Raw genomic sequence first — 14,646 nt, 5'->3', positions numbered from 1 at the left:
GGGCTGTGAATTCCCATCGGCTGTGGCCGGCCTCCCGGATGACTCGCGGTCTCGCACCTGCGAACCTTGGCGGCTCCGGCCGGGCGAGCCCCGGCCTCGATTCTCGGAGCAGCGCCGGTGCGGGTTCTCAAGGACGTCGGCTTCGTTCACCTGCACACCCACTCGTCCTACTCCCTGCTGGAGGGGGCGCTGAAGATCGCCGACCTCGCCAAGGCGGCGGCGGCGGACCGGCAGCCGGCGCTGGCGCTCACCGACACCAACAACCTGTTCGGAGCGCTGGAATTCTCCGAGAAGGCGGCGGGGCTCGGCATCCAGCCGATCGCCGGCATCCAGCTCTCGGTGGCCTTCGAGACGCCCGAGCCCGGCCAGCGCGGCGGGCCGGCGCCGGCCCCTAACCTCGTGCTGCTCGCCAAGGACGAGGAGGGTTACGGGCACCTCCTCGACCTCGCCAGCCGCGCCTATTTCGACGGCCCGCTCGGCGAGGCGCCGCGGGTGGCGGCGGGCGCCCTGAAGGAGCGCGCCCCGGGCCTGATCGCGCTCACCGGCGGATTCTCCGGGCCGCTCGACACCTGTCTGCGGGCGGGCCGGGCGGAGCACGCGGCCGAGCGCCTCGCGCTCCTCGCCGACGCCTTCGGCGACCATCTCTACGTCGAGATCCAGCGCCACGGCCTGCCCGACGGGCGGGCGGTCGAGGCCGAGCTGATCGCGCTCGCCGACCGCCACGGCCTGCCGCTCGTCGCCACCAACGAGCCGTTCTTCGCCCGCCCCGACGATTACGAGGCCCACGACGCCCTGCTCGCCATCGCGGAGGGCCGCCTCGTCTCGGACGAGAAACGCCGCCGGCTCACCCCCCGCCACGACTTCAAGACCCGCGCGGCGATGGCGGAGCTGTTTCGCGACCTGCCCGACGCGCTCCAGGCCACCGTCGAGATCGCGATGCGCTGCGCCTGCCGGGTGCGCACGCGCAAGCCCATCCTGCCGAGCTTCGGGCTGCCTGCGGGCAGCATGCCGGCCGGCCACGCACCCGCGGAGGCGGCGGCGGCCGTCGTGGACGAGGCGGGCGAGCTGAAGCGGCAGGCCGAGGAGGGGCTGGAGCGCCGCCTCGCGGCGGCCGGGCCGGCCGAGGGGCTGACGGCGCAGGTCTACCGCGACCGCCTCGCCTACGAGATCGACGTCATCACCAAGATGAAGTTCCCGGGCTACTTCCTGATCGTCTCGGACTTCATCAAGTGGGCCAAGGCCAACGACATCCCGGTGGGGCCGGGCCGCGGCTCGGGCGCGGGCTCGCTCGTCGCGTGGTCGCTCCTCATCACCGACCTCGATCCCCTCAAGTTCGGCCTGCTGTTCGAGCGCTTCCTCAACCCCGAGCGCGTCTCGATGCCGGATTTCGACATCGACTTCTGCGTCGAGGGCCGCGAGCGCGTGATCCAGTACGTGCAGGCGCGCTACGGCGAGCCCCAGGTCGCGCAGATCATCACCTTCGGCACGCTGCTCGCCCGCGGCGTGCTGCGCGACGTCGGCCGCGTGCTGGAGATGCCCTACGGGCAGGTGGACAAGCTCACCAAGCTCGTGCCGCAGAACCCGGCCAATCCCGTGACCCTGGTCCAGGCGATCGAGGGCGAGCCCCGGCTCCAGAGCGCGATGGAGGAGGAGCCGGTCGTCGCCCGGCTGATGGAGATCGCCAAGAAGCTGGAAGGCCTGCACCGGCACGCCTCGACCCACGCGGCGGGCGTGGTGATCGGCGACCGGCCGCTGGAGCAGCTGGTCCCGCTCTACCGCGACCCGAAGACGGGCATGCGCGTCACCCAGTTCAACATGAAGTGGGTGGAGCAGGCGGGCCTCGTGAAGTTCGACTTCCTCGGCCTCAAGACCCTGACCGTGCTGCGCACCGCCACCGACCTGCTGGAGCAGCGCGGCATCACCATCGACCTCGCGGCGCTGCCGATCGACGACGAGCGGACCTACGAGCGCCTGCGCAAGGGCGAGGTGGTCGGCGTGTTCCAGGTGGAATCGGCGGGCATGCGCAAGGCGCTCGTCGAGATGTGCGCCGACCGCTTCGAGGACCTGATCGCGCTCGTCGCCCTCTACCGGCCCGGCCCGATGGCCAACATCCCGGTCTATTGCGAGCGCAAGCTCGGGCGGGACGCCGGCAACGAGGCCGCGTGGTACCCGCACGGCAAGCTGGAGCCGATCCTGGCCGAGACCTTCGGCATCATCGTCTACCAGGAACAGGTGATGGAGGTGGCCAAGGTGCTGGCCGGCTACTCGCTCGGCGACGCCGACCTCCTGCGCCGCGCCATGGGCAAGAAGATCAAGGCGGAGATGGACGCCCAGCGCGACCGCTTCCTCAAAGGGGCCACCGAGCGCGGCCTCGACAAGGCCAAGGCCAACGAGATCTTCGACCTGCTCGCCAAGTTCGCGGATTACGGCTTCAACAAGTCGCATGCCGCCGCCTACGCGCTGATCACCTATCAGACCGCCTACCTGAAAGCGAACTATCCGGTCGAATTCCTGGCGGCCTCGATGTCCCAGGACCTCGACGACACCGACAAGCTCGCCGAACTGCGCCAGGACGCGCAGCGCCTCGACATCAAGGTCGAGCCCCCCTCGGTGAACCGCTCGGGCGTCACCTTCGAGGTGCATGACGGCACGATCCGCTACGCGCTCGCGGCCATCAAGGGCGTGGGCCGGGCGGCCGTCGAGGCGATCGTGCAGGCGCGCGGGACGACGCCGTTTCGCGATCTCGGCGACTTCGCCCGCCGGCTCAACCCGCGGCTCGTCAACAAGCGCACGCTGGAGAGCCTCGTCGGCGCCGGCGCGCTCGACGAGATCGAGCCCGACCGGGCGCGCGCCTTTGCGGCGATCGAGCCGATGATGCGCCTCGCCCAAGGGGCGCTGGAGGCCGAGACGGTCGGCATGACCGACATGTTCGGCGGGGTCGCGGCGGCCGGCGTCGGCCTGCGCATCCCGCCCTACGATCCCTGGCCGGCGGCCGATCGGCTGAAGAAGGAGTACGAGGCGGTCGGCTTCTTCCTCTCGGGCCACCCGCTCGACGAGTACGGCGACCTGTTGAAGAAGCTGCGCGTCCAGACCTGGGTCGAGTTCTGCCGCTCGGTGCGGGCGGGCAGCACGGTCGGGCGCGTCGCCGCCACCGTCCTCGACCGCTCGGAGCGGCGCACCAAGACCGGCAACAAGATCGGCATCGTCAACCTTTCGGACCAGACCGGCCACTTCGAGGCGATCGTCTTCTCGGAGGGGCTGCAGCACTACCGCGAGATGCTGGAGCCCGGCCGGGCGCTCGCCCTGCAGCTCCAGGCCAGCGCCGAGGGCGAGGACGTGCGCGCCCGCATCCAGACCTGCGAGCCCCTCGATCAGGCGGTCGCCCGCCACCAGAAGGGCATGCGCATCTACCTGCGCGACGAGCGCCCGATCCCGAGCGTGCAGCAGCGCCTGACCATGCGCGGGGAGGGCGAGGTCTCGCTGATCCTGATCCTCGACGGGGGGGAGCGGGAGGTGGAGGTGAAGCTGGGCGGCAAGTATCAGGCGACGCCGCAGATCGCGGGGGCGCTCAGGGCGGTGCCGGGGGTGGTGCAGGTGGAGGTGAACTGAGCCGCCGGCGCCGTCAGGACGGGCCGCGCCCGGCCTCGGCCGCGAGGGCCGCGAAGATTTCTGCCACGCCGGCGGCGCCCGGATCCTCCACGCCCGCGAGGTCGCCGGCCGCGAGGTAGCTCGACCGCCCGGTGGCGGCGCGCTGCATCGCGGCGGTGGCGCGGGCGCCCTCGCGCGCGGCCAGGGCCGCCGCCGGAAGGCCGTCCGTGCGCAGCGCCTCCACGGCCGGCACCAGCGCGTCGAGGAGCGTGCGGTCGCCGGGTGCCGCGCCGCCATAGGCCCGCACCCGCACCACGCCGTCGGCCAGGGCCTCCGGCCAGTCCGCGCCCGCCGCGAGCGCGGTGCCGGCCGCCGAGAAGAAGATCGAGGCGAGGACGCCGCTCGATCCGCCCGCCGCGCGGCCGATCCGCCAGGCGAGCGCCCGGGCGAGTGCGGGCGGATCAGCCTGCGGCAGCCCGTCGAGGCCCGCCAGCACCGCGCGGGCCGCCCCCGCGAAGGTGGTGCCGGTGTCGCCGTCGCCCACCCGCGCGTCGAGCGCGTTGAGCGCGCCCTCGGCCGCGACGAGCGCCTGGGCGGCAGCCGCGATCCGGGCCGCCACCGCCGGGTCGCGGGAGGGCGTGAACGCTTCGCCGGACAGGCCGGCGGGCAGCGGGCGCACCGGGGCCGCCGCGACGATCGCGGCGCGCGGCCAGGCCGGCACGTCCACCGGTGCGAGGAGCGCGGCCTCCATCGCGTCGTCGAGCGGCAGGACCGAGAGCGAGGCGCCGTGCATGTCGAGCGCCGTCATGGCCGGGCTCGGCCCGAGCAGCAGGCGCACGCGCCGGCCGAGCTCCGTGTCGAGCACCGCGCGGGTGAGCACCTGCATCTCCAGCGCGGTGGCCGCGCCGAGATTGTTGACGAGGAGCGCGAGCCGCTGCGCCCCGCCGAGCGCGGGCGCGAGCCGCTCGGCCATCAGCCCGGCGAGGTCGCGGGCGGGGGGCAGCGCGATGCGCTCGATGCCCGGCTCGCCGTGGATGCCGAGCCCGAGTTCCGCCTCGCCCTCGGCGAGGCGCCGGGTCGGCGCGCTGCCCGGCATGGTGGCGGTGGAGACCGCGATGCCGAGCGAGCGCGCGGCCCCGGCCGCGCGGCGGGCGAGATCCGCCACGACCTCCAGGGGCGCGCCGGATTCCGCGGCGTGGCCCGCCACCTTGTGGACGAACAGCGTGCCGGCGATGCCGCGGGGCTGAATGGCGTGCGGCAGCGCCACGTCGTCGGCCACCAGCACGGTCTCGACGCGCAGGCCCGCCGCGCGGGCGCGCTCGGCCGCGAGGCCGAAGTTCAGCCGGTCGCCCGCGTAGTTCTTGACGACGAGCAGGCACCCGGCCGGCCCGGTCACCGCCAGGATGCCGGCCAGCACCGCGTCGACCGAGGGCGAGGCGAAGACGTCGCCGCACACTGCCGCGCTCAGCAGGCCCGGCCCGACGAGGCCGGCATGGGCCGGCTCGTGCCCCGAGCCGCCGCCCGAGACCACCGCCACCCGGCCCGGCTCGGGGTCGGCCCGCAGCACCACGCGGATGTCGGGAAAGCCGTCGAGCCGCGCGAGGCGCCCGCCGCTCGCCGCGAGCAGGCCCTCGATGGCATCGGTGACGACCGTGTCGCGCGCGTTGATGAACTGCGCCATGGCGTGCCCTCCGCGTGGCCGGTGGTCCAGCGGCCCGCGGCCGGAACGCGCGCGGCTCCCCGCTCCCCGTGATAGCGAGGCCGCCCGCCGATTTCACCCGTCCGTCGCCGGGGATCGGGCTGCCGGCCCCGTATGACCCGCCTCGCGGACCGAGGCGGCGCCGCGCCCTCCTTCCATCCCCGAACGAGGAGCAGGCCGTGAACGAAACCACGCGATGAGCGGTCCACGCCGGCCACCGGTCATCAGCCGCACCGGCACGGCACCGTCGTGGTCGGCGCGCCGCGGACGGCGCCGGCCTTGCGGACGGGCTACCGCCCCGCAGTGCCTGCACCCGCTCGGCCGCGGCGCGGGGCCGCGCGGAACGGGTGGGCGGCCCCGCCGTTTCCCGCGCGCATGGCGACGCTGACCACATCGCTGAAGGATCTGTACGAGGGCGAGTCCGACCGCGCGTACCGCTTTCGCTACGCCCTCCTGGGCTTCGACCTCGTGACGATCCTGTTCGTCGTCCTATCGTCCTTCGTGCCGTCGCACCCCGCGCTGGAAGCCCTCAACGTGGCGATCGGGGTGACGGTGCTGATGGACGTCGCGGCGCGGCTCGTCGTCGGCCCGCACCGCGGGCGCGAGCTGCTCCGGCCCACCACCTGGGCCGACTTCGCGGCGATCGCCTCCTTCCTCGCACCGGTGATCGGGGAGGGCGCCGGCTTCCTGCGGATCCTGCGCACGCTGCGGCTGCTGCGCACCTATCAACTGCTCGATCGTCTGCGAAAGGACAGCGACTTCTTCCGCCGCAACGAGGAGGTGGTCATCGCGGTGGTGAACCTCGCGGTGTTCATCTTCATCATGACGGGCATCGTCTACGCCACCCAGCACCGCACCAACCCGGACGTCGCGAACTACGCCGACGCCCTGTACTTCACGGTGACGTCGCTGACCACGACCGGTTACGGCGACGTGACGCTGAAGGGAACGGCCGGCCGGCTGATCTCCGTCGTGGTGATGATCTGCGGCGTCACCCTCTTTCTGCGCCTCGCCCAGGTGCTGTTTCGCCCGAGCAAGGTCCGCTATCCCTGCCCGGTCTGCGGGCTGCAGCGGCACGAGCCTGATGCGGTGCACTGCAAGGCGTGCGGGACCGTCCTCAACATCCCCGACGAGGGCGGCGACTGAGCGGCCCGGCTCCGGGACCGAACGCACGGCGCCGGACACGGCCTTGCCGCGTCGTCCGTCAGGGTGCAGGGGCCTGTGGCTGATCCGGATCGCGCACGGCGTCCGCAGCGCCACATCGCCCTGCCGCGAGATGAGCGAGCGCACACGGCGCCGCTGAGCCCGGCTCGCATGCCGTGACCCTACGGCAGATACTCCGATGAGTTTCGTTCCATCTCCGAACCGCGAGGATTAGGCTGTGCGGACGAGTTGATTTCGACCCCTGCATGTTTTGTGAAACACTCGACGCCGGTAGAGGACGGCGCGTCGTCCGTTACGGAAGAACGGGGAGAGGGATTGGGCGTCGGGATGGAGTCCGGAGGGGGCGGCCGTCAATCGACTCTGGCGGCCGAGGTCTCGGCCGCCGGTCCCGGGCTGCACACCGGCCGGCCATGCCGGATCACGCTCGGTCCTGCGCCGCCGGATCACGGCATTCGGTTCGGAACCCGATGCGGTGCGGGGCCGTCCGTCGCCGGGACGTGGCTGTCGCGCGTGCCGAGCCGGATGAACACGTCGCTCGATCTCGGCCAGGGGCGGAAGCTGCGCACCGTCGAGCACCTGATGGCGAGCCTGACGAGCTACGGCATCGACAACGCGCTCGTCGCGGTCGACGGCGACGAGATCCCGATCTTCGATGGCTCGGCGCTGCGCTGGTGCGACCTGATCGAGCAGGCGGGGCGCCGCCCGCAGGACGCGCCGCGCACCGCGATCCGGATCGTGAAGCCGTTTCAGGTGGGGGAAAACCACAGCTTCATCCGTGGCGAGCCCTGCGACCACTTCGCGGTGGATGTCAGCACCGATCGCGTGCCCGGCTTCGGCGTCATGCGCTGGTCGGGGGCCGTGGACGCGGCGGTCTTCAAGGCCGCCATCGCGCCGAGCCGCAGCTTCGGCAACGCCTCGCTGATCTGGCGCACCGTGCTGCGGACCCGGCTGGCCGAGCAGCTGCTCCCCGCGCCCCTGCGCCACCGCCTGTGGGCCCGCTCGTTCCACAGCCAGACGGTCGCCGCCGGCACCGGACCGAGGCCGGCCGCGTCCCGGCCGGATTGCCAGCGCGCGATCTCGCCCCGGACGCTCGGCCGGATGCAGGAGGGCGCGCCCGAGCCGCTGCTGCGCGGCGCCCGCCCGGGGCGCGTGGCCATCGTCCTCGGCGGCCGGGTGCTCGGCGGCGCGCGTTTTCCCGACGAGCCGGTCCGCCACCGGGTCCTCGACCTGCTGGGCGACCTCGCCCTGGCCGGGCGGCCGATCCAGGGCCGCATCGTCACCAACTGCCCCACGCACGCGCTCACCTTCGCGTTCGTCGCCGACCTGATGGCCGATCCGACGCTGTGGTGCTTGGCCACTTTGTGAGACGCGTCCGTTCGGGCCGACGGCGTGCAGCGCAGGGCGGCGCGTGATGCCGTTGAGGGAATCGAACGCCCGACCTCACACGGCCGGTCGGACGTGAGCCGGTGCTGCGGCCCTACGGGTTCTTCGCCTGCCCCGCGCCGAGCCCTGGCCCGCCCCGCGTCGAGCCCTGGCCCGGGTTCGCGGCGCTCCGCTAACCTCCCCTTCACCGGGTGCGGGCGAGGATGGCGCATGAGCACCATCGCCGCGCAAGCCGTTCAGATGCAGGCCGCCTCGTTCTCGCAGCAGGTGGGCGTCGCCGTCGCGCGTCAGCAGATCGACGCGCAGAAGGCCGTCGCCGAGATGGTCGCGGCCGCCGCGTCGGCGCCGCCTCCGGCCGGACAGGGCCGGCTCATCGACCTGAAGGTCTAGCCGCACTTCCCCGCCCCGCGGGCGCTGACGGACAGCGAGATCGCCGAAGCCTGAGCCGGCATCGCCCGCCGGCGCTTGACCCACGCGTCCGCGCGGGTGCACCCCTGCTGTGCAGAGACACTTGGAGGATGGGTTCGCAACCCCGGTGCTTCCCCAGGTGTGTTCCTGGCGTGCGGAGTTTCGGCTCAGTGTCGGAAGAGGATGGTGCCGCTGGGGAGGATTGAACTCCCGACCTCGTCATTACCAATGACGCGCTCTACCACTGAGCTACAACGGCGAACCGGGTTCGGGCGCCGGCGCGGAGGAACCGCGGCGGGGTGTGCCGAACACGCGAGGGGCATTAGCGGATCGCCGCCGGCATTGCAATCGTGGCGGCGGGGCAAATCGGCAGGCTGCGGCGCGGGGGCCACGCCGGCTCTGGCCTGAGCCTTGCTATCCTGCCGGGCGGGGAGAGAGCGCACATGGACATCGAACTCGCCGGCCTGACCAAGCGCTACGGCGCCACCACCGCGGTGGACGGGATCGACCTGAAGATCCGCTCCGGCTCCTATTGCTGCCTGCTCGGCCCCTCGGGCTGCGGCAAGACCACGACGCTGCGGATGATCGCCGGCCACGAGACCGTGACCGCCGGGGACGTGGTGATCGGGCCGCGCGCGGTGGGCGACCTCGCGCCGGCTGAGCGCGGCACCGCCATGATGTTCCAGAGCTACGCGCTGTTTCCGCACCTCACCTGCCGCGACAACGTCGCGTTCGGGCTGCGCATGCGCGGCGTGGGCAAGGCCGAGCGGCACCGGCGCGCCGAGGCGATGCTGCGCCTCGTGCAGATGGAGGCGCTGGCCGAACGGCTGCCGGCGCAGCTCTCGGGCGGCCAGCAGCAGCGCGTCGCGCTCGCCCGCGCCCTCGTCACCAGCCCGAAGGTGCTGCTCCTCGACGAGCCGCTCTCGGCGCTCGACCCCTTCCTGCGCGTGCGCATGCGCACGGAGCTGAAGCGGCTGCAGGGCGAACTCGGCATCACCTTCGTGCACGTCACCCACAGCCAGGAGGAGGCGATGGCGCTCTCCGACCTCGTGGTGGTGATGAATGCCGGCCGCATCGAGCAGGCGGGTGACCCGCGCACCGTCTTCGAGCGGCCGGCGACCGCCTTCGTGGCCCGCTTCATCGGCGGCCACAACGTGATCACGCTGCCCGACCGGCGCGTGGCCGTGCGGGCCGACCGCATGCTGCTCGGGCCGGAGGCCGGGCCCGAGGCGGTGTCGGCCCGGGTCGTCGCGGTCGAGTACCAGGGCAGCGCCGTGCATCTCGGGCTCACCGCGCCGGACCTCGTCACCGATGCGGGCACGCCGCTCACCGCGATCCTCAGCGACCGCGCCTTCGCGGCCCGGCCGCTGCGGCCCGGCGACACCGTGCAGCTCGGCTGGCAGCCCGGCGAGGCCCACCGGCTCGACGCCTGACCCGACACCAGAGGGAGAGACCATGACCGATCCACGCAACCCCCCCGGCCTCACCCGCCGCTCCCTGCTCGCGGGCACTGCCGGCGCCGCCGCCGGCAGCGGCGCGATCACCGGCTTCCCGGCGATCCGCGCCGCCGAACCCGTGACGCTGCGCTACCTCGGCACCGCCGTGAACCAGAGCGGCGACATCGCCCGCAAGGTGAAGGAGGATCTCGGCATCACGATCGAGTACATCCCGGTCGTCACCGACGAGGTCTCCAAGCGCGTCGTCACCCAGCCGAACTCCTTCGACATCGTCGATTCCGAATATTTCAGCCTCAAGAAGCTGATGCCGTCCGGCAACCTCGTCGGCATGGACGCGCGCCGGATCAAGAACGCCGACAAGATCACCCCGGTCTTCACCAAGGGCGAGGTCGGGGGCAAGACGATCGGCGATCAGGGCACCGCGCCCAAGAAGGTCTTTTACCTCGAAGGGCAGAATTCCACCAAGTTCGCGGCCTCGCCCACCGAGTGGATCACCCTGATCCCGACCACCTACAACGCCGACACCCTCGGCATCCGGCCCGACCTGATCAAGCGGCCGATCTCGAGCTGGAAGGAGCTGCTGAACCCCGAGTTCAAGGGCCGGGCCTCGATCCTCAACATCCCGTCGATCGGCATCATGGACGCCGCCATGGTGGTGGAGGCGATGGGCGAGTACACCTATCCCGACAAGGGCAACATGACGAAGGCGGAGATCGACCGCACCATGAAGGTGCTGATCGAGGCCAAGCGCGCCGGGCAGTTCCGGGCCTTCTGGCAGGATTTCAACGAATCCGTGAACCTGATGGCCTCGGGCGAGACGGTGATCCAGTCGATGTGGTCGCCCGCGGTCACCAAGGTGCGCTCGCAGGGCGTGGCCTGCACCTACCAGCCCCTCAAGGAGGGCTACCGGGCCTGGGCCTCCGGCTTCGGCCTGCCCAAGACCCTGTCGGGCCGCAAGCTCGACGCGGCCTACGACTTCATCAACTGGTTCCTGTCGGGCTGGGCCGGGGCCTACCTCAACCGCCAGGGCTATTACTCGGCGGTGCTGGAGACCGCCAAGGCCCAGATGGAGCCCTACGAATGGGCCTTCTGGATGGAGGGCAAGCCCGCCGAGAAGGACATCAAGGCGCCGGACGGCACCGTGATGGAGAAGGCGGGATCCCTGCGCGACGGCGGCTCCTTCGAGCAGCGCATGGGCGCGGTGGCCTGCTGGAACTCGGTCATGGACGAGAACACCTACATGATCCGCAAGTGGAACGAGTTCATCGCCGCATGAGCCTCGCCACCGAGCGCGCGATCCCCATCCCCGAGGCCGCGGCGGCGCCCCCCGCCGAGGCCCCCGGGCTCGCCGCGCAGGCGCGGCGCCAGCGGCGCCTCGCCTACTGGCAGGCGGCGCCCCTGGCGCTCGTCTTCCTGGCCTTCTTCGTGGTGCCGCTCGCGCTCACCCTGATGGTGAGTTTCTGGGAGTACAACGAGTACGAGATCATCCCGTCCTTCACCCTGCAGAACTACGCCGACGTGTTCGAGGGCTGTTTTTCGGGCGGCGATCTCTGCACGACCTTCCGCACCTACCTGTCGACGCTGAAGTTCTGCCTGCTCGCCTGGGCCTTCACCCTCGGCATCGGCTTCACGGTGGCCTATTTCGTGGCCTTCCACGTGCGCTCCAGCGCGATGCAGACGGTGCTCTTCCTCCTCTGCACCATCCCGTTCTGGACCTCGAACGTGATCCGGATGATCGCCTGGATCCCGCTGCTCGGCCGCAACGGCCTCGTCAACGACGGGCTGATGGCGCTGGGGCTCACGCGCGCGCCGATCGACGGGCTGCTCTACTCCGATTTCTCGGTGGTGCTGGCCTTCGTGCACCTCAACACCGTGTTCATGATCGTGCCGATCTTCAACTCGATGATGCGCATCGACCGCTCGGTCCTGGAGGCGGCGCGGGATGCCGGGGCCTCGGACTGGCAGACCCTCTGGACCGTGATCGTGCCGCTCTGCAAGCCCGGCATCGCCATCGGGTCGATCTTCGTGCTCACCCTGGTGATGGGCGACTTCGTGACCGTGGGCGTCATGGGCGGCCAGCAGATCGCCTCGGTGGGCAAGATCATCCAGGTGCAGATGGCCTACCTGCAGTTCCCGGCCGCCGCCGCGAACGCCGTGGTGCTGCTCTGCGCCGTCACCCTCGTCATCGCCGGCCTGACCCGGCTGATCGACCTGCGGCGGGAATTGTGATGCGCCGCGACGGCCCCCGCCCCCTCTCGTTCTATCTCCTGGCGGCGTTCTTCGCGCTGTTCGTGCTGTTTCTCTACGGGCCGACCCTGACCATCTTGGTCCTGAGCTTCCAGGGGCCGCAGGGCGGGCTGACCTTCCCGCTCAACGGGGTCTCGACCCACTGGTTCTCGCGCCTCTGGGCGGGGCTCGGCGTGGTCGACATCTGGGCGGCCTTCCGGCGCTCCTTCGCGCTCGGCCTCGTGGTGATGGTCCTCACCGTCACGCTCGCCTTCTTCGCCGGGCTCGCCTTCCGCAAGGGTTTTCGCGGCCAGGGGCTGCTGTTCTACACCGCGGTGGCGAGCCTGATCGTGCCCTCGATCGTGGTGTCGCTCGGCATCGGCCTCGAATTCCGCCTCCTCGACGACGCCATCAAGGCGCTGGCGGCCGCCACCGGCTGGAGCGTCCTGCAAGACCACGGCACCGTGATGGGGCTGTTCAGCTCGGGCCTGGGCGCGCACCTGACCTGGACCCTGCCGTTCGGGCTCCTGATCATGTTCGCGGTGTTCAACCGCTTCGACCGGTCCTACGAGGAGGCCGCCCGCGACCTCGGGGCGGACGGGCCGCGCACGCTGATCCACGTGGTGGTGCCGATCATCCTGCCCTCGCTCGTCGGCGTCGCCCTGTTCGGCTTCACGCTCTCCTGGGACGAACTCGCCCGCACCAGCCAGGCGATCGGCGGGCGCAACACCCTGCCGCTCGAACTCCAGGGCCTCACCACCACCGTGACCACGCCGGAGATCTACGCGCTCGGCACCCTGACCACCGGGGTGTCGCTGGTGGTGATCGCGCTCGCCTTCTCGACCTACCTGTGGCTCCAGAAGCGGCGCGCCCGGCGGGCGCTGCTGCCCGGCACCTGAGGCTCCATCTGAGGCTCCATCTGAGGCTCTTGGCGTTGCATCATTCCGGCCGCCGGACCGGTGACCCCTTCGGCGAATGAGGCTCGGGCCGTCAGCGCGGCGCGGGCGGCCTGCCGGACGGGTGCGCCCGCCGGATTTCGGCCGCCGTGGCGGGGCGCCCGCCCGCCGCCTGCACCCGGGCCACCGCGTCGGCGACCAGCGCGGGGTTGGGCGTCTCGGTGCCGAAGGGCGCGTCTTCGAGCCCGACCCGGACGTGCCCGCCGCGCGCCACCGCCTCGGCGATCAGGGGGCGGATGTCGACGCCGAGCCCGGCCACCATCCAGGGGCTGCCCGGCGTGACGGAGGCGAGCAGCCGCAGATGGGCGTCGAGCGCGTAAGGCGCGGGCGGGAAGCCGAACGTGAAGGCGTCCGAGAACATGAACCGGTAGACCGGCGGCGGGCAGCCGGGCACGGCGCGGGCGAGCGCGGCGCCGAGCCGGAGGAAGCCCGGCTCGTAGATGGCGTAGCTCGGCACGAAGCCGTGCTCGGCCGCGAGGTGCAGGCCGCGCACAATATGCTCCCCGGGATTGAGGTAGACCGAGCCGGCCTGCGCCCGTGCCGCCTCCTCGGAGGTCACGAGGTTGATCGAGCCCGGATCGACCACCCCCCATTCGAGGAGGCCGCGCCGGCCGAGCGCCTCGACCGCCGCGTAGCGCGCCGCCACGGCGTCGGGCCGGAAGGCGTCGGCCGATTGCACGAAGGGGAGGGTGGGGTAGACGATCACGTCCTCCACCGCGCGGATGCCCTCGATGATCGCCGCGTAGGTATCCGGGTCGTCGTTCTGGCGGCCGGTCGCCGGATCGTAGGCGTGGAGGTGGATGATCGCCGCCCCGGCCCGGGCGCAGGCGATGCCGTCCGCGACGAGCTCCGCGACGGTGAGCGGCATGCGCGGCTGGCGCGCCCGCGTCCACGGCCCGTTGAGGGCCGCCTCGATCCAGACCGGCATCCCTGACCCTCCCTGCCTCACCCTCCCTGATGCCGCCAGCCTGGGCCGAGGGCGCGCCCGGGTCAAACCGCGCTGGCCTTGCGCGGGGTCGGATGCGAGAAGACGCGGCCGGTGCCTGCATGGCCGGAGGGGAGGAAGACGGTGCTCACGATCTACGGCGTCCTGCGCTCCCGCGCCTCGCGCACCGACTGGCTCGCCCGGGAACTCGGCCTCGCCTACGAGCGGGTGCCGGTGATCCAGGCCTACCGCCTGCCCGATCCGCACGCGCCCGGCGCGCCTCTCAACACGGCCTCGCCGGCCTTCCGGGCCATCAACCCGCACGGGCGCATCCCGGCGGTGACGGACGGGGACCTGACCCTCTGCGAGTCGCTCGCCATCAACCTCTACCTCGCCAAGCGCCACGGTGGGCCGCTCGCCCCCGCGGATCTGCGCGAGGACGGCCTGATGACCATGTGGACGCTGTGGGCCACGACCGAGTGCGAGCCCCACACGCTGCCGATCCTCCTGCACGGGGAGGGGACGAGCGCGCGCGACCGTGCCGCGGTGGCCGAGGCGGTGGAGGCCGTGGGCGGCGCCTTCGCGGTGCTGGAGGCGGCGCTCGGCGAGGGCGGCGGCCACGTGGTGGGCGGACGCTTCACGGTGGCCGACCTCAACCTCGCGGAGGTGTTTCGCTTCGCGCAAGGGCACGCGGCCCTGTTCGCGGCGCATCCGGCGGTCGCCCGCTGGCTCGCGGCCTGCCAGGAGCGCCCGGCCTTCCGCGCCATGATGGCCGAGCGGGCTCGGGAGTTCGATTGAGGCCGGGAGGCCAGACTACGCTGTGTCGGGGCTCGCATCGTG

Annotated in this window: 11 protein-coding genes and 1 tRNA gene; 9 read left to right on the top strand and 3 right to left on the bottom strand. The window is 72.1% G+C overall.

Features of this window, described 5'->3' with window-relative positions:
- Positions 1-117: 117 nt before the first annotated feature.
- Complete coding sequence (gene dnaE, locus ACKUB9_RS03445; protein ID WP_407519389.1) at positions 118-3,609, top strand: DNA polymerase III subunit alpha; 3,492 nt, start codon at positions 118-120, stop codon at positions 3,607-3,609.
- A gap of 13 nt (positions 3,610-3,622) precedes the next feature.
- Here the strand turns inward: dnaE and ACKUB9_RS03440 are convergent, their stop codons facing one another.
- Entirely contained in the window at positions 3,623-5,269 is a 1,647-nt protein-coding gene (locus tag ACKUB9_RS03440) for a dihydroxyacetone kinase subunit DhaK (protein ID WP_407519388.1), read from the bottom strand.
- Positions 5,270-5,662: 393 nt separating this feature from the next.
- On the opposite strand from ACKUB9_RS03440, the gene ACKUB9_RS03435 reads away from it, so the two are divergent.
- From ACKUB9_RS03435 to ACKUB9_RS03425, 3 genes are all read left to right on the top strand, one after another.
- Complete coding sequence (locus ACKUB9_RS03435; protein ID WP_407519387.1) at positions 5,663-6,433, top strand: potassium channel family protein; 771 nt, start codon at positions 5,663-5,665, stop codon at positions 6,431-6,433.
- A gap of 345 nt (positions 6,434-6,778) precedes the next feature.
- Positions 6,779-7,816: a UDP-3-O-acyl-N-acetylglucosamine deacetylase gene (locus ACKUB9_RS03430; protein ID WP_407519386.1), complete on the top strand. Its 1,038-nt coding sequence runs from the start codon at positions 6,779-6,781 to the stop codon at positions 7,814-7,816.
- 228 nt (positions 7,817-8,044) lie between these two features.
- Positions 8,045-8,224 (top strand): putative motility protein, encoded by a 180-nt coding sequence (locus ACKUB9_RS03425; protein ID WP_407519385.1) that lies wholly within the window; start codon positions 8,045-8,047, stop codon positions 8,222-8,224.
- A 202-nt stretch (positions 8,225-8,426) separates the two neighbouring features.
- On the opposite strand, the gene ACKUB9_RS03420 is transcribed toward ACKUB9_RS03425, so the two are convergent.
- A tRNA-Thr gene (locus ACKUB9_RS03420) sits at positions 8,427-8,501 on the bottom strand.
- Between the two features lie 184 nt (positions 8,502-8,685).
- Here ACKUB9_RS03420 and ACKUB9_RS03415 point away from each other — a divergent pair.
- The 4 genes from ACKUB9_RS03415 to ACKUB9_RS03400 are packed head-to-tail and all read left to right on the top strand — an operon-like array spanning position 8,686 to position 12,824.
- A complete protein-coding gene (locus ACKUB9_RS03415) occupies positions 8,686-9,675 on the top strand; it encodes an ABC transporter ATP-binding protein (protein WP_407519384.1) in 990 nt (329 codons plus the stop codon).
- A gap of 22 nt (positions 9,676-9,697) precedes the next feature.
- A complete protein-coding gene (locus ACKUB9_RS03410; RefSeq protein WP_407519383.1) occupies positions 9,698-10,975 on the top strand; it encodes an ABC transporter substrate-binding protein in 1,278 nt (425 codons plus the stop codon).
- Positions 10,972-11,928, top strand: coding sequence for an ABC transporter permease (locus ACKUB9_RS03405; RefSeq protein ID WP_407519382.1), 957 nt, complete (start codon positions 10,972-10,974; stop codon positions 11,926-11,928). Before ACKUB9_RS03410 ends, ACKUB9_RS03405 begins: the two co-directional genes overlap by 4 nt.
- The gene (locus ACKUB9_RS03400) at positions 11,928-12,824 is read left to right on the top strand and encodes an ABC transporter permease (RefSeq protein ID WP_407519381.1); all 897 of its coding nucleotides are present in this window, start codon (positions 11,928-11,930) and stop codon (positions 12,822-12,824) included. Before ACKUB9_RS03405 ends, ACKUB9_RS03400 begins: the two co-directional genes overlap by 1 nt.
- Before the next feature lie 91 nt (positions 12,825-12,915).
- On the opposite strand, the gene ACKUB9_RS03395 is transcribed toward ACKUB9_RS03400, so the two are convergent.
- Entirely contained in the window at positions 12,916-13,809 is an 894-nt protein-coding gene (locus tag ACKUB9_RS03395) for a beta-keto acid cleavage family enzyme (RefSeq protein ID WP_407519380.1), read from the bottom strand.
- Positions 13,810-13,950: 141 nt separating this feature from the next.
- Between ACKUB9_RS03395 and ACKUB9_RS03390 the strand changes: the two genes are divergently transcribed.
- A complete protein-coding gene (locus ACKUB9_RS03390) occupies positions 13,951-14,604 on the top strand; it encodes a glutathione S-transferase family protein (RefSeq protein WP_407519379.1) in 654 nt (217 codons plus the stop codon).
- Positions 14,605-14,646: the final 42 nt, after the last annotated feature.

The organism is Methylobacterium oryzisoli (assembly GCF_046557895.1).
Lineage (GTDB): Bacteria > Pseudomonadota > Alphaproteobacteria > Rhizobiales > Beijerinckiaceae > Methylobacterium > Methylobacterium oryzisoli.
Note: the sequence above shows the minus strand (reverse complement) of the source record. Positions and strands in the feature narration are given on the sequence as shown.

Bases quoted from the DNA above. Each gene is read 5' to 3' on its own strand.
- ACKUB9_RS03440 (WP_407519388.1), bottom strand. From the start codon at position 5,269: ATGGCGCAGTTCATCAACGCGCGCGACACGGTCGTCACCGATGCCATC.
- ACKUB9_RS03435 (WP_407519387.1), top strand. From the start codon at position 5,663: ATGGCGACGCTGACCACATCGCTGAAGGATCTGTACGAGGGCGAGTCC.
- ACKUB9_RS03430 (WP_407519386.1), top strand. From the start codon at position 6,779: ATGGAGTCCGGAGGGGGCGGCCGTCAATCGACTCTGGCGGCCGAGGTC.
- ACKUB9_RS03425 (WP_407519385.1), top strand. From the start codon at position 8,045: ATGAGCACCATCGCCGCGCAAGCCGTTCAGATGCAGGCCGCCTCGTTC.
- ACKUB9_RS03415 (WP_407519384.1), top strand. From the start codon at position 8,686: ATGGACATCGAACTCGCCGGCCTGACCAAGCGCTACGGCGCCACCACC.
- ACKUB9_RS03410 (WP_407519383.1), top strand. From the start codon at position 9,698: ATGACCGATCCACGCAACCCCCCCGGCCTCACCCGCCGCTCCCTGCTC.
- ACKUB9_RS03405 (WP_407519382.1), top strand. From the start codon at position 10,972: ATGAGCCTCGCCACCGAGCGCGCGATCCCCATCCCCGAGGCCGCGGCG.
- ACKUB9_RS03400 (WP_407519381.1), top strand. From the start codon at position 11,928: ATGCGCCGCGACGGCCCCCGCCCCCTCTCGTTCTATCTCCTGGCGGCG.
- ACKUB9_RS03395 (WP_407519380.1), bottom strand. From the start codon at position 13,809: ATGCCGGTCTGGATCGAGGCGGCCCTCAACGGGCCGTGGACGCGGGCG.